At 68.5% G+C, this 14,344-nt stretch carries 12 protein-coding genes; 6 read left to right on the top strand and 6 right to left on the bottom strand.

All coding sequences use genetic code 11. The features are described from left to right. Positions 1 to 8: 8 nt before the first annotated feature. From G154_RS12290 to G154_RS12265, 6 genes are read left to right on the top strand one after another with little or no spacing between them, the layout of a single operon-like run. Positions 9 to 1,502 (top strand): M28 family metallopeptidase, encoded by a 1,494-nt coding sequence (locus tag G154_RS12290; protein ID WP_019513283.1) that lies wholly within the window; start codon positions 9 to 11, stop codon positions 1,500 to 1,502. Beyond that, a complete protein-coding gene (locus G154_RS12285) occupies positions 1,499 to 2,917 on the top strand; it encodes a M28 family peptidase (RefSeq protein ID WP_019513282.1) in 1,419 nt (472 codons plus the stop codon). The genes G154_RS12290 and G154_RS12285 overlap by 4 nt, the downstream gene beginning before the upstream one ends. A gap of 35 nt (positions 2,918 to 2,952) precedes the next feature. After that, positions 2,953 to 5,076, top strand: coding sequence for an MMPL family transporter (locus G154_RS12280; RefSeq protein ID WP_023985234.1), 2,124 nt, complete (start codon positions 2,953 to 2,955; stop codon positions 5,074 to 5,076). A 60-nt stretch (positions 5,077 to 5,136) separates the two neighbouring features. After that, entirely contained in the window at positions 5,137 to 6,204 is a 1,068-nt protein-coding gene (locus tag G154_RS12275; RefSeq protein WP_019513280.1) for a type III polyketide synthase, read from the top strand. A 1-nt stretch (position 6,205) separates the two neighbouring features. After that, positions 6,206 to 6,700: an isoprenylcysteine carboxyl methyltransferase family protein gene (locus G154_RS12270; RefSeq protein WP_019513279.1), complete on the top strand. Its 495-nt coding sequence runs from the start codon at positions 6,206 to 6,208 to the stop codon at positions 6,698 to 6,700. After that, positions 6,697 to 7,722 (top strand): NAD(P)/FAD-dependent oxidoreductase, encoded by a 1,026-nt coding sequence (locus tag G154_RS12265; RefSeq protein WP_019513278.1) that lies wholly within the window; start codon positions 6,697 to 6,699, stop codon positions 7,720 to 7,722. The genes G154_RS12270 and G154_RS12265 overlap by 4 nt, the downstream gene beginning before the upstream one ends. On the opposite strand, the gene G154_RS12260 is transcribed toward G154_RS12265, so the two are convergent. The 6 genes from G154_RS12260 to G154_RS12235 all read right to left on the bottom strand — a co-directional run bounded on the left by G154_RS12260 (position 7,703) and on the right by G154_RS12235 (position 14,335). Beyond that, positions 7,703 to 8,959 carry a uracil-xanthine permease family protein gene (locus G154_RS12260; protein ID WP_031601304.1) on the bottom strand — a complete coding sequence of 419 codons (1,257 nt, stop codon included), beginning with the start codon at positions 8,957 to 8,959 and terminating at the stop codon, positions 7,703 to 7,705. The genes G154_RS12265 and G154_RS12260 overlap by 20 nt on opposite strands. 26 nt (positions 8,960 to 8,985) lie before the next feature. Then, positions 8,986 to 10,341, bottom strand: a complete 1,356-nt coding sequence (locus tag G154_RS12255; protein WP_019513276.1) for an aldehyde dehydrogenase family protein — start codon at positions 10,339 to 10,341, stop codon at positions 8,986 to 8,988. A gap of 8 nt (positions 10,342 to 10,349) precedes the next feature. Further along, a complete protein-coding gene (locus G154_RS12250; RefSeq protein ID WP_019513275.1) occupies positions 10,350 to 11,144 on the bottom strand; it encodes a coniferyl-alcohol dehydrogenase in 795 nt (264 codons plus the stop codon). After that, positions 11,141 to 12,688, bottom strand: a complete 1,548-nt coding sequence (locus G154_RS12245) for an acyl-CoA synthetase (RefSeq protein WP_023985236.1) — start codon at positions 12,686 to 12,688, stop codon at positions 11,141 to 11,143. The genes G154_RS12250 and G154_RS12245 overlap by 4 nt, the downstream gene beginning before the upstream one ends. A gap of 168 nt (positions 12,689 to 12,856) precedes the next feature. After that, positions 12,857 to 14,065, bottom strand: a complete 1,209-nt coding sequence (locus G154_RS12240) for an APC family permease (protein ID WP_019513273.1) — start codon at positions 14,063 to 14,065, stop codon at positions 12,857 to 12,859. Beyond that, complete coding sequence (locus G154_RS12235) at positions 14,066 to 14,335, bottom strand: hypothetical protein (RefSeq protein WP_019513272.1); 270 nt, start codon at positions 14,333 to 14,335, stop codon at positions 14,066 to 14,068. Between the last annotated feature and the right edge of the window lie 9 nt (positions 14,336 to 14,344).

Genomic DNA, 14,344 nt, shown 5'->3' with positions numbered 1-14,344 from the left:
TGGGGTCCATGCAGCGCAGATCACGGTCCCTGGGGGCCCTGTTGGCCCTGACCGCCCTCGTCGCCGGTTGCGGATCGCCGGGTGCGCCCGAGCCGTCGCCGACCGCCGATGCCGCCGGCTACGCCGACGAGATCAGCAAGCGTGTGCAGACCGATGCCATGATGGCGCATCTGACCCGGCTGCAGGAGATCGCCGATCAGCACGACGGTAACCGTGCGCTGGGAACGCCCGGCTACCAGGCCAGCCTCGACTATGTGGTCAACGCGCTGCGCGACAAGGGTTTCGAGGTGCAAACCCCGGATTTCGAGGTGCGCATCCCGTTCGCCGAGGACCCCACCGTCGAGGTGTCAGGCACCCCGGTGGCGGCCCTGCCGATGAGCTTCACCATCGGAACGCCTGCCGACGGGGTGCGCGGACCGCTGGTCGCCGCACCCGTCGACGACACCCCCGGTTGCGCCGACGCCGACTACGAGGGCCTGCCCGTGCAGGGCGCGGTGGTGCTCGTCGACCGCGGCTCGTGCCCGTTCAGCGACAAGCAGGCCGTCGCCGCGAAACGGGGAGCGCTGGCCCTGCTGGTGGCCGATAACGAGGACCGTCCCGTCGAGGACTTCGGCGGCACGCTGGGCAGCGGAACCGACGTCAAGATCCCGGTGCTCGGCATCACCAAGAGCGAGGGCGCGCGACTGCGCGCGAACCCGGGCCAGGCGTCGATCCGGCTGGAGGCCGGGGTGAACGTCAAGCGCAGCAACAACATCATCGCCCAGACCAGCACCGGCGCAACGGACAACGTCGTGATGCTCGGAGCGCATCTGGACAGCGTGCCCGAGGGGCCCGGTATCAACGACAACGGATCCGGGGTGGCCGCGGTGCTGGAGACCGCCCTGCAGATGGGCAGTGCCCCCGAGATCCGCAACGCGGTGCGCTTCGGGTTCTGGGGCGCTGAGGAGGTCGGGCTGGTCGGCTCCGACCGCTACGTCTCCTCCCTGGATGCAGAGGGGCTCAAAGATATTGCGCTGTACCTGAATTTCGACATGCTCGGCTCCCCGAATCCGGGATACTTCACCTATGACGGTAACCAGTCGGCGCCACCGGCGGCCGACGGCAGCGTGCCCCGTGTCCCGGAGGGATCGGCGGGTATCGAACGGATGCTGGTCGGCTATCTCGACGGTGCGGGCAAACCGGCTCAGGACACCAGCTTCGACGGCCGTTCCGACTACGATGCGTTCACCCGGGCCGGAATCCCCTCGGGGGGACTGTTTTCCGGAGCGGAAGAAAACATGACGGCCGAGCAGGCCGAGCTCTGGGGTGGCCGGGCCGATGAGCCATTCGACCCGAACTACCACAAGGACACCGACACCCTGGACAAGATCGACACCACGTCCCTGGAGATCCAGGGTCGCGGCGTCGCGTATGCCGCCGCGTTGTACGCCCAGGACATCGGCGGACGCAATGGCGTTCCGGTGCGCGAGGATCGGACCCGTCACGTGCTCGCCGAATCATGAGGCGCCTGTGTGCCGCGGCGGCCACCGCGCTGCTACTGACATCGTGTGGCAGCACACCCGAGCCCGCCCCGCTGCGGGCCGACGAGCTCGCTGCCTCGGTCAGTGCCGATGCCATCTTCGCCCACCTGGAGCGGCTCGCTGCCATCGCCGATGACAATGCCAACAGCCGGGCCGTCGGCACCGCGGGCTACGACGCCACCGTCGAGTACATCTCGGAGGTGCTGCGCGATAACGGCTTCGAGATCAGCACACCGGAGTTCGAGTGGCTGAAGATGGGTGATCCCGGCAACCCGACCCTGGCGGTGGCCGGTCGCAGCTACCCCGTGACACAGGCCTCGCCGCTGGCGTCCACCCCGCGCGGAGGGCTGAGCGGGCTGTCGCTGCGTCCGCGCACCAGCGACGGATGCGAGCGCGCCGACTACGGCAACGTCCGCGGCGCGCTGGCGATCGTCGACGACACCGGATGTTCGGTGGTCGCCAAACAGAACGCCGCGGCGGCCAATGGGGCGGTCGGTCTGCTGGTGGTCAGCGCCGGCGGTACCAAGGGACTGTTCGAACCGGGCTACTACCAGAAGCTGACCATGCCCGTCGCCGTCATCGATCGCACCACCGACGCGGCCCTGCGCCGGACCAACGACCCGGTGCGCCTGGTGCTCGACGGCCAGGCCAGCGTGGCCAGATCCAAGAGCGTCATCGCGCAGACCTCCACCGGTGACACCGGCAATGTCGTGCTGGCCGGTGCACATCTGGACAGTGCGCCGCGCAGCCCGGGCATCAACGACAACGGCAGCGGGGTGGCGGCGTTACTCGCCATCGCCGATGCGATGGGGTCGGCGCCGCGGATCGACAATGCGGTGCGGTTCACCTTCTGGGGGTCCCAGCGGCTGGGCGCCGCGGGCAAGTACCTGGCGGGTCTGGATGACGGCGGCCGCGACGATATCGCCGCGTACCTGGATGCCACCATGATCGGTTCCCCGAACCCGGGGTACTTCACGCTCGACGGTGATCAGTCGGGGCAGGCCAATCCGGCGATCCCCGCCGACACCGTCCCGGAGGGCTCGGCCGGTATCGAACGCACCTTGGCCGGTTACCTCAATCAGGCCGGTGTGCGCCCGGCTGATATGCCGTTGGACACCGCCGGTGATTACGCGGCGTTCCTCACCGCCGGAGTGCCCATCGGCGGCTTGACCACCGGCGCCAACCAACAGAAGACACCGGTGCAGGCCCGGCTGTGGGGCGGTCGCGCCGGGGCGCCGTTCGACCCGAACGCCGGCGGACCGCGGGACGGGATGGACAACGTCGACCACCGGGCGCTGTCGATCACCGGCCCGGCGATGGCCTTCACCATCGCCACCTACGCCCGCTCCATCGAGGGTGTCAACGGCGTACCGCCCCGAGACCGCCGAAATCGGTAGCCATCGGGCACCATGTTCGGGTGGACAACCCCGGCGTGCTCGAACGCCTCGCCCGCCACGCCATGGCGGCACCCAGGCGCATCCTGGCGATCGCCGCGCTGTGTGCGGTGGCCGCGGCGATCTTCGGGGTGCCGGTCACCCAGGAGCTGAGCGCAGGCGGATTCACCGATCCTGACGCCGAGTCCTCGCACGCGGCCGAGCTGCTGACCGACAAGTTCGGTCAGGGTGACATGCAGTTGCTGATCATCGTCTCCGACGCCGCCGGCGCCATGAGCCCGGCCGCCCGCCGGGTGGGCACCGAGATAGCCACGGCGCTGGGCGAATCCGAGCATGTGGCCCAGGTGAGTTCGGCATGGACTGCCCCGGCGGCAGCCTCGGCGGCATTGCTCAGCAGGGACGGCACCGCCGGGCTCATCGTCGCCGGTATCACCGGCGGTGAACAGCACGCCCAGGACCACGCGAAGGACCTCACCGACCGTCTGGTCCACGATCGCGATGGCGTGCGGGTGCAGGCGGGCGGCGTCGCCATGGTCAACACCCAGATCACCGAACAATCCCAGCACGACCTGCTGGTCATGGAATCCATCGCCATCCCGTTCAGCTTCCTGGTGTTGGTGTGGGTGTTCGGCGGGCTGTTGGTCGCGGCGGTGCCCGTGCTGGTCGGCGTGCTGGCGATCCTGAGTTCCCTTGCGGTGCTGCGGCTGATCACGTTCGCCACCGACGTCTCGGTGTTCGCGCTGAACCTGTGCATGGCGATGGGGCTGGCCCTGGCCATCGACTACACGCTGCTGATGGTCAGTCGCTACCGAGACGAACTGGCCGAGGGCGCCTCCGCCGAGGCCGCCCTGGTGCGCACGATGGTGACGGCCGGTCGCACGGTCGTGTTCTCGGCGACGACGGTGGCACTGCCGATGTCGACGCTGGTGCTGTTCCCGATGTACTTCCTGAAATCGTTCGCCTACGCCGGGGTGGCGACCGTGGTGTTCGCGGCCATCGCCGCGCTGGTGCTCACCCCGGCCGCGCTGGTGCTGCTCGGTGATCGTGTCAAAGGCCGCCGGTCGGGCCCACCCAAGCCGGTTGAGCAGCAATTCTGGTACAGATCAACGAAATTCGTGTTGCGTCGCGCGCTGCCGATCGGCCTGGCCGTGGTGGCGCTGCTGGTCCTGCTCGGGCTGCCCTTCACCGGCGTGAAATGGGGCTTTCCCGATGATCGCGTGTTGCCGCCATCGGCATCGGCACATCAGGTCGGGGACCGGTTGCGGGCGGACTTCGCCGACAACTCCGCCACCGAGGTCAGCATCGTCATCCCGGATTCCGGCGGGCTGACACCCGAGCAGTGGGAGCGCTACCTCACCGAGGTGGCCGGCGCACCGGACGTCCTGGCCGTGGCCGCGCCGGTGCACCGGGAGGGCAGCGCGTTCATCCGGGTGTCCAGTTCGGCCGATCTGTTCTCCGACGGTTCGGCGGCACAGCTGGACCGGTTGCACGCGATCGCCGGCCCCGGCGACCGGCAGGTGCTACTGGGCGGGGTGGCCCAGACCGACCGCGACAGCGTGGCCGCGATCGGTGCGACACTGCCGCTGGTACTCGGGCTGATCGCGGTGATCACGTTCTGTTTGCTGTTCCTGCTGACCGGCAGCGTGGTCTTGCCCGCCAAGGCCCTGGTGCTCAACATCCTGTCGCTGACAGCCGCGTTCGGTGCCATGGTGTGGATCTTCCAGGACGGGCATCTCGGTGCCTTCGGCACGACGGCCACCGGCACATTGGTCGCCAACATTCCGGTATTGCTCTTCTGCATCGCGTTCGGCCTGTCGATGGATTACGAGGTCTTCCTGCTCGCGCGGATCCGCGAATACTGGTTGGCCTCCGGCCGCACCTCCGCCGATGTCGGTGAGAGCGTGGCGCTCGGTCTGGCGCGCACGGGTCGGGTGGTCACCGCCGCGGCGCTGGTGATGTCGATCTCGTTCGCAGCACTGATCGCGGCGAACGTGTCGTTCATGCGGATGTTCGGTCTCGGTCTGACGTTGGCGGTGCTGATGGACGCCACCCTGGTCCGGATGGTCCTGGTGCCTGCCTTCATGCAGTTGATGGGCCGATGGAACTGGTGGGCGCCCGCACCGCTGGCACGACTGCACGATCGGATCGGGCTGCACCACTGAGAAAGGGCGGCCGACCTGGGAGTCCCCCGCATGAGTGATATGTCAACTATTCTCGCGGAAATGGCCAGTCTCAGCACCATTGCCGGCGTTCACGGGGTCCTGCCGCCGCATCGCTATACCCAGGACGAGATCACCGAGGCCATCCTGGGACTGCCCGGTTACGAGGGCGCCCACGATGCCGTGCGCAAGCTACACAAGAGCGCGCGGGTGCACAGCAGGTATCTGGTCCGCCCACTGGAGGAGTACGTCCGGCTCACCGATTTCGGTGAGTCCAACGATCTGTTCATCGAGCACGCCACCGAACTCGGTACCGCCGCGCTGCGCGGCGCGCTCGACGAGGCGGGACTGCGGCCCGAAGACGTCGACATGATCATCACCACCACGGTCACCGGTGCGGCGGTGCCCTCGCTGGACGCCCGCATCGCGGGCCGGCTCGGACTGCGTCCCGATGTGCGCAGGGTGCCGATCTTCGGGCTCGGCTGCGTGGCCGGTGCGGCGGGTATCGCCCGGCTGCACGACTATCTGCGCGGTGCGCCGGACCAGGTGGCGGTGCTGGTGTCGGTGGAGTTGTGTTCGCTGACCCGCAAACACCATCCGACGATGCCGACCGTCGTCGCCGGCGCGCTGTTCGGCGACGGCGCGTCGGCCGTGGTCGCGGTCGGAGCCCGACGCGCCGAGACCATGGACCCGACCGGCCCGGATGTGCTGGACTCACGCAGCCACCTGTATCCCGACTCGCTGGATACGATGGGCTGGAAAATCGGCAGCGGCGGTTTCGAGATCGTCCTCAGTGCCGAGGTGCCCGCGTTCGTGGGGCGCTATCTCGGTGCCGATATGACCGATTTCCTTGGCGCACATAGACTCACCGTGTCCGATATCGACACCTGGGTGAGCCATCCGGGCGGCCCGAAGGTCATCGAGGCCATCATCGACACCCTGGCGTTGCCATCGGACGCCCTGGATCTGACCTGGCAGTCGCTGGCCGAGGTGGGCAACATGTCCTCGTCCTCGGTCCTGCATGTGCTGCGCGATACGATCCGCACCCGCCCGACGCCGGGCAGCCCCGGCGTGCTGATGGCGATGGGGCCCGGGTTCTGCTCCGAGCTCGTGCTGCTGAGGTGGCGCTGACATGCGCGGGTTCATCGTCCTGATCGCGCTCGTCGCGGTGGAGCGGGTGGCCGAGCTGGTGGTGTCCAACCGGAATCTGACATGGTCCAAGGCCAACGGCGGCAAGGAGTTCGGTGCCGAGCACTACCCGGTGATGGTTGCGCTGCACACCGGACTGCTGGCCGGCGCGCTGGCCGAGGCACGGGTGCGCAGGCGGTGGGTATGGCCCGCCTTCTGGGTCGTCATCGGTGCCCAGCTGCTGCGCTGGTGGTGCATCACGACCCTCGGCAAGCAGTGGAACACCCGGGTGGTCGTGGTGCCGGGCGCCCCTCGGGTCACCGGCGGGCCCTACCGCCTCATGCCGCACCCGAATTACGTGGCGGTAGTCCTGGAAGGCGCCGCACTACCGTTGGCGGGCGGGGCCTGGATCACCGCCGCGGTGTTCTCGATCGCCAACGCACTGCTGCTGCGCACCCGGATCAGGGTCGAAGATGATGCGCTGCAGAGCCTGACATGATCGATCTGCTGGTCGCCGGCGGCGGACCGGCGGGGCTGGCCACCGCGCTGTACGCCGCGCGGGCCGGGTTGGAGGCCGTTGTCGTCGAGCAGCGAACCGGTCCGATCGACAAGGCGTGCGGCGAGGGGCTGATGCCACACTCCCTGGCCCGCCTGCGCCAACTCGGTATCGACCCTGACGGATATGACTTTCATGGGATCCGCTATCTCGACGGCAGGCACACCGCGGCGGCCCGGTTCGTCAACGGAGCGGGCCGCGGGGTGCGCCGCACCGTGCTGCACACCGCGCTGGCCGAGGCCGCGACCGCCGCCGGTGTGCGGATCGTGCAGTCCGAGGTCGGTGAGCTCACCCAGGGTCCAGACGCGGTGTGTGCGGCCGGATTTCGGGCGCGCTACCTGGCGGCCGCCGACGGTCTGCACTCACCGATCCGACGGGCGCTGGGCCTCTCGGCGGGGGAGTCCGGCCGGCGCAGATGGGGAATCCGCCGACACATCGCGGTGGCCCCGTGGTCGGACTGCGTCGAGGTGTACTGGGGGCGGGGGCCCGAGGCCGGGGAAGCGTATGTCACCCCGGTGTCCGATGACTGTGTCGGCGTGGCGATCCTGAAGTCCACCAGGGGCGGGTTCGATGCGCACCTACCACAGTTTCCGGCGCTGATGGAACGCCTGGATGGCCTGCCGCACGGGCCGGACCGCGCCGCAGGTCCACTGCGCCAACGGGTACGCGGGCGCACCTCCGGTCGCGTCCTGCTGGTCGGTGACGCAGCCGGATATGTCGACGCGCTGACCGGCGAGGGGATGGGCCTGGCCTTCGGTGCGGCCGAACTGCTGGTGGACTGCGTCGTCGGTGACCGCGTTGGCGAGTACGACCGCCGGTGGCGGCACCTGACTCGGCGCTACCGGATGCTGACAGCGACGCTGTTGTACGGCACCGGAATCCGGCCCGTGCGGGCAGCCATCACCCCGGCGTCGGCCGCGCTGCCGTCGGTGTTCGCCGCCGCGGTCAACGCGCTCGGCGACTAGCACCCAGCAGCGTCATGCCGTGGTAGACCACGAGTGCGGCGATGGAGCCCAGTGCGATACCGGTGAATGTCAACGAGCCTGCCTGCCAGGTGAAGTCGGCGATGCCGATGATCAGCGGGATGGCGGCCGTCATCTGGTTGACCGGCTTGGCGAAGTCGACGTGGTTGGTCAGCCAGATCCGGATACCGAGCACCCCGACCAGGCCGTAGAGCACGATCGTCGCACCACCGAGCACACCGGGCGGGATGGCCGAGATCGTCGCACCCACCTTCGGGCACAGGGCCAGCACGATGGCCACCACGGCGGCCACCCAGTAGGCGGCGGTCGAGTAGATGCGAGTCGCGGCCATCACGCCGATGTTCTCGGCATATGTCGTGGTTGCCGAGCCGCCGCCAGCGCCGGCCAGCACGGTGGCCACACCGTCGGCGGCCAGCGCCCGGCCCATCAGCGGATCGAGATCCCTGCCGGTCATCTGGCTCACCGATTTCACATGCCCGATGTTCTCGGCGACCAGGGCGATCACGGCGGGCAGGAACATCGGCAGGACCTCGAGGCGCAATGTCGGCGTCTGGAACTCCGGCAGCCCGAACCACGCCGCCTGCGCGATCCCGGAGGTGTCCACCTGACCCAGTACCAGCGCCAGCACGTAGCCAAGGACGACGGCAAGGAAGATGGCCAACCGGCCGATCAGGCCCTTGAAGAAGGCCAGCGCACCGACCAGCAACACCAGGGTGACCATCCCGACGACGGGACCCTGCTCGAAGTTGTTCTTGGCCGCCGGCGCGAGGTTGAACCCGATGAGCGCCACCACCGCCCCGGTGACCACCGGCGGCAGCACGACGTCCAGCCAGTGCGTGCCGACCAGGTGGACCACCGCGCCGATGATGATCAGCAGCAGACCCACCGCGATCAGCCCACCGAGTGCGCTGCCGGTGCCCTGCGCGGTGACGGCGGCGGTGACCGGGGCGATCACCGCGAAGCTGGACCCCAGGTAGCTCGGCAGCCGGTTACCCGTGATGAGCAGGAAGGCGAGGGTGCCGATACCGGAGAACAGCAGCGTCGTCGCCGGCGGGAAACCGGTCAGCACCGGCACCAGGAACGTCGCACCGAACATCGCCACCACGTGCTGGGCGCCGATCCCGAGGGTGCGCGGCCAGCTCAATCGTTCGTCGGGGGCGACGATATCGGCATCGGGGCCCACGGGCTTCCAACGCGGCGTCACAGACAGCTTTGCCATCAGGACAAGGTAGCCGGGCCCGATTGCTATTGCAGCAGACGGATGATCTTCCTGGACAGTGCGGTGTAGGGCGGATAGACCAGCCGGGGATCGGGACGAGTGGACTTGGCCAGCACCGCACGCCGGTGCGACAACGCCTCGAAACCCCACCAGCCGTGATAGGCGCCCATGCCGCTGGGGCCGATCCCGCCGAACGGCAACTGCGGCACCAGACAATGCATGATCGCGTGATTGACCACCGCACCACCGGATTCGGTTTTATCGATCACGTCCTCGGCCAGCTCCGGCGTCTCGGTGAACACATAGAGGGCCAGCGGACGTGGCCGGTGCCGGACGAAGCCGATGGCCTCGGAGATCGAGTCGACCGTGATGATCGGCAGGATGGGACCGAAGATCTCGTCGGACATCACCGCATCACTGTGCCCCGGATCGAGGATCACGGTCGGTTCGATGCGCAGGGACACCTCATCGGAGCCGCCGCCGGTGACGACCTGACCACTGGTGTCCGCGATCAGTGCCGTCAACCGATCGAACTGGCGTCGGTTGACGACGGGCAGGTCGGGTGTGGTGCTGAATTCGGCGATCGTGGCGCACAGCGCGGTGACCAGCTCCGCGGCCACGGACCGCTCGACGAGGATGTAGTCGGGTGCGATGCAGGTCTGCCCCGAGTTCACCAGTTTGGTGTGCGCCAACCGACGGGCCGTCACCGCGAGGTCGGCGTCGGCGGCCACGATGGCAGGGCTCTTGCCGCCCAGCTCCAGGGTGACCGGTGTCAGGGTGGGTGCGGCACCGGCCATGATCTTGCGCCCGACCTCGGTGCCGCCGGTGAACAGGACATGATCGAAACCCTGTGCCAGCAGGTCCTGGGTCACCTGGGCGTCGCCCTCGACGACGGTGATCGCCTCGGTGTCCAGATAGCGCGGCACCAGCCGCGCGATCAGCGCGGAGGTGGCCGGGGCGAGTTCCGATGGCTTGATCACCACGGTGTTGCCCGCCGCCACCGCCGATACCACCGGCGCCATCGCCAGGTAGAACGGGTAGTTCCACGGACCGATCACCAGGACCGCACCCTTGGGGTCATATTGCACCCAGGCGCGAGCCGGTTGCTGGCTGACCGGAACCGATACCCGACGCCGGCGCATCCACTTGCGAATTCTCTTGCGCGCAAACGCCGCTTCGGCCTTGGTGGGTTGCACATCACCCATCCAGGACTCCATGGCCGGGCGGCCGAGGTCGGATAGCAGGGCCGCCGCGATGGCCTGCTCCTGCTCATCGCACATGCGCTCGATGGCGCGCAACTGCTCGATGCGCCATTCGGCGGGGCGGGTGCGACCGGTGTCGAAAACGGCGCGCGCGTGTGGTGTTGCAGCTGTCGTACTCATGGTGTGCCCTAACGCATTTCCGGTGCGGGGATGACGCCGGCGGCCACCGCCGCCATGCCGCCACCGTCGACGGCCAGGGTCTGACCGTTGACCCAGCCGGCGTCGGCGGAGATCAGATAGGCGACCGCGCCGGCGATGTCCTCGGGGGTGGCATGCCTGCCGAGCAGGGCCTTGGCGCCGTCGAGGGTGTCCTTGCCCATCGTCTCCTCGAAATCGGCGAGGATCGGGGTCTGCACCGGGCCCGGCAGGACGGCATTGATGCGCAGCCCGCGTTGGGCGAATTCCAGGGCCTTGGCCATCGTGTAGACGGTGGCGACCTCCTTGGAGAAGTTGTAGGCGTTACCTGCCTGCGGGTTCTCGGCGAACCAGCGTGCACCCTCGGCATAACCGTCGGTGGCCAGCAACGCCTGGATGGCGGGCATCCTTGCCGGCCAGCCGAATCCGGCGATCGAGGACACCACGACCACGGAGCCACCGGCGCGGAGCCGGTCGATCAGGGACTCGGTGAGGTGGCGCACCGCCAGCACGTTCACCGCGATCACCGTGGCCGCGGGTGCGGTGCCGGGAACGCCGGCGACGTTGATCAGCGCGTCGAACGAGCCGTCGAGCTGGGCCACCGCGGCGTCGATGCTCTGCGGGTCCGCCAGATCGACCGCGATATGGTGCTTGACCGCCGCCGACGGGGTGTTGCGGTCCAGGCTGATCACCTCCGTGCCCGCGGCGACAAGACGTTCGGCGACGGCGTGCCCGATGCCGGAGGCGGCGCCGGTGACGATGTAGCGCTTGTGGGATGTGGCGGTCATGCCTGGCTCCTCGTGGTGTCGGTGTAGCGGGCTTTGAGCTTGCCCTTGACCAGTTTTCCGGTGGGTGTACGTGGTAGCGCGTCGACGAAGTCGACGGTGCGGGGTGCCTTGTAGTGGGCGACGCGGTCACGCACGTAGTCGATGAGATCGGCGGCGAGGTCATCGCTCGCGCTGAATCCTGGTCGGAGCGCGACGACGGCCTTGACCTGTTCGCCCATCTCCGGATCGGGAACGCCGATCACCGCGACGTCGAACACGGCGGGGTGCATGGTCAACACGTTCTCGGTCTCCTGGGGATAGATGTTCACCCCGCCGGAGATGATCATGAACGATTTACGATCGGTCAGGAACAGATAACCGTCCTCGTCGATATAGCCGAGATCGCCTACTGTGGTCCAGTTTTCGTGCTGGGGATGCTGGGCCTCGCGGGTCTTGGCCGCATCGTTGTGGTAGACGAAGGGCATGGCATCGCGCTCGAAGTAGACGGTGCCGACCTCGCCCGCAGGGAGTTCGGTCCCCTCGTCATCGCAGATGTGGATGGTGCCGAGCACCGCGCGTCCCACCGATCCGCGCTTGGTGCGCCACTGCGCGGAGTTCATCATCGTCATCCCGTGCGCCTCGGTGGCGCTGTAGTACTCCACCAGGATCGGGCCCCACCAGTCGAGCATGGCGTCCTTGACCTCGGGCGGGCAGGGGGCGCCGGCGTGGACGACGGTGCGTAGCGAGGACAGGTCATACCGCGACCGGATCTCGTTCGGCAGCTGAAGCAATCTGACGAACATCGTCGGGACCATCTGCGTCATGGTCACCCGATGGGTTTCGATGGCCGCCAGGATCTTCTCGGCGTCGAACTTCTCCATCAGGATCACGGTCGCGCCGAGCGCCTGCATGCCTGCGCAGTACTTCAGCGGTGCGGCGTGATAGATCGGCGCGGGGGAAAGGTAGACGGCGTCCGGTCCGATGCCGAAGACGTTCTGCAGTACCGCCAGGACCGGGTCGCCCGGCTCATCGACCTGGATGGGCAGCAGGTGCGGTTTGATGCCCTTCGGGCGGCCGGTGGTTCCCGACGAATACAGCATGTCCGCACCGCGCGGTTGATCGGTCAGCGGTGGGACTTTCGCGTCCAGCAGTTCGCGGTAGGGCCGATAGCCGTCGACTTCGGCGCCGAAGGCATAGCGCGCCACGTCGCCCGGTATCTCGTCGAGCACCTGGCGACCGAGTTCGGCCAGTGCACCCGAGACGAAGAATGCCTTCGCTCCGCTGTCGGTGACGATGTATCCGGCTTCGGGCGCGGTCAGGTGGTGGTTGACCGCCGTCGCATACAGACCCGAACGCAGTGCGGCCCAGTAGATGACGAACACCTCGGCGGTGTTGTCGGCCAGGATCGCGATGACATCGCCGCGGCGCAGGCCGGCGGCATGTAGCGCGGCGGCGATCTGGGCCGAGCGGGAGTCCAGGTCGCCGTAGGTCAGGGTATCGCCGCTGCCGGCCATGATGACCGCCGGGCGGTGCGGATCAGCGGCGGCGTGAGTTCCGGGAAACACATATCTCCTTGGGATGCGGCGCATTCCTGCCGTCGGGTCAGGAGGGGCGCGGACGGTGACCGCTCACCGTGATCGGCGCCACAGCCCGCGACGGGATGGACGGTATGCGCTGCCGAGACAGTCTGTCAAGACACACTGTCTAGTAACGGGCGGGGATGACCCAGCGGCTCACGCTGTGGAGCGGCGGGCCAGGTACAGGGCGGCGCCGAGCGCGATCACCGCGGACCCGGTGAGCACCGAACCGGTGGGCAGGGTGCACGCCAGCACCACACAGCCGGCGAACCCGATCGCCGGGATCAGCCGCCGCGCCGGCCGCAGCGTCCAGGCGCTGGCATTGGCGATGGCGTAGTACACCAGCACCGCGAACGACGAGAACCCGATCGCCCCGCGAAGATCGACGAACGCCGCCAAGACCGCGACGACGATCCCGACCGCGACCTCGGCGCGGTGCGGTCCGCCGAACCGCGGATGCACCGCGGACAGCCCGCTCGGCAGATGCCGGTCCCGCGCCATCGCCAGTGTGGTGCGGGAAACGCCGAGGATCAGCGCCAGCAGTGATCCGAGCGCGGCGACCGCGGCTCCGACACGGACCACCACGGCCAGCTCGGGATGTCCGGCCACCGATACGGCATGGGCCAATGGTGCTGTCGCGGTGGCCAGTCCGGCGCTGCCGAGCACCGCGAGCACGGCGACGGCGACCACCGCGTACACCAGCAGTGCGATGCCCAACGCGATGGGTATGGCGCGGGGAATGGTGCGGTCCGGCTCTCGGACCTCCTCACCGAGGGTGGCGATGCGGGCATAACCGGCGAACGCGAAGAACAGCAACCCGGCGGCCTGCAGGACACCCCATGGGCCGGTATCGGTGCCGATCGACAGATTGGCGGGCGTTCCGGCGCCGCTCAGCACGACCACCACGACGGCCAGCACCGCGAGCACCACCGCGACGATCACCCGGGTGAGCAACGCCGACTTCTGCACGCCCGCATAGTTCACCGTAGTGAGGGCGACCACGGCGGCGACCGCCACGGCATGCGCGTACGGCGGCCACGCGTACACGCCGACCGTCAGGGCCATGGCGGCACACGAGGCCGTCTTCCCGACGATGAAACACCAGCCCGCGGTGTGACCCCAGAACGCGCCGAGGCGTTCTCGGCCGTAGACATAGCTGCCGCCGGACTGGGGATAGATCGCCGCGAGACGTGCCGTGGACGTCGCGTTGCAGTAGGCCACCACCGCGGCGATCGCCAACCCGATCAGCAGCCCGGAGCCGGCGGCTGCCGCGGCGGGCCCGAGCGCGACGAAGATGCCGGCCCCGACCATCGAACCCAGACCGATGACGACGGCGTCGAACGTGCCGAGCCGGCGCTGTAACACCTATTTGTTGCGGACGGCGTTGACGCCCAGGTAGCCGACGTAACCCAGCGCGCCGAGCAGCGCCAGCTTGCGCGTCTTGGGCACCAGCAGTCCCACACCGAGGGCGGTCTCGATGGTGCCGTTGGTCTTGATGTGGCGTGCGGTGTCGTTCGGGAAGGCCGGCTTGGTGATCGACTCGAACAGCTGCGGGGCGACGAAGTGGGCCAGACCGGCGCCGACCAGTGACACCCCTGCGAGCGTGACGCCCGGCGAACTCTTCTTCTCGGTCAACGGATTTCC

Origin of the sequence: Mycobacterium sp. VKM Ac-1816D (assembly GCF_000416385.1) — a bacterium.
In the GTDB taxonomy this organism is placed as follows: Bacteria; Actinomycetota; Actinomycetes; order Mycobacteriales; family Mycobacteriaceae; genus Mycobacterium; species Mycobacterium neoaurum_A.
Note: the sequence above shows the minus strand (reverse complement) of the source record. Positions and strands in the feature narration are given on the sequence as shown.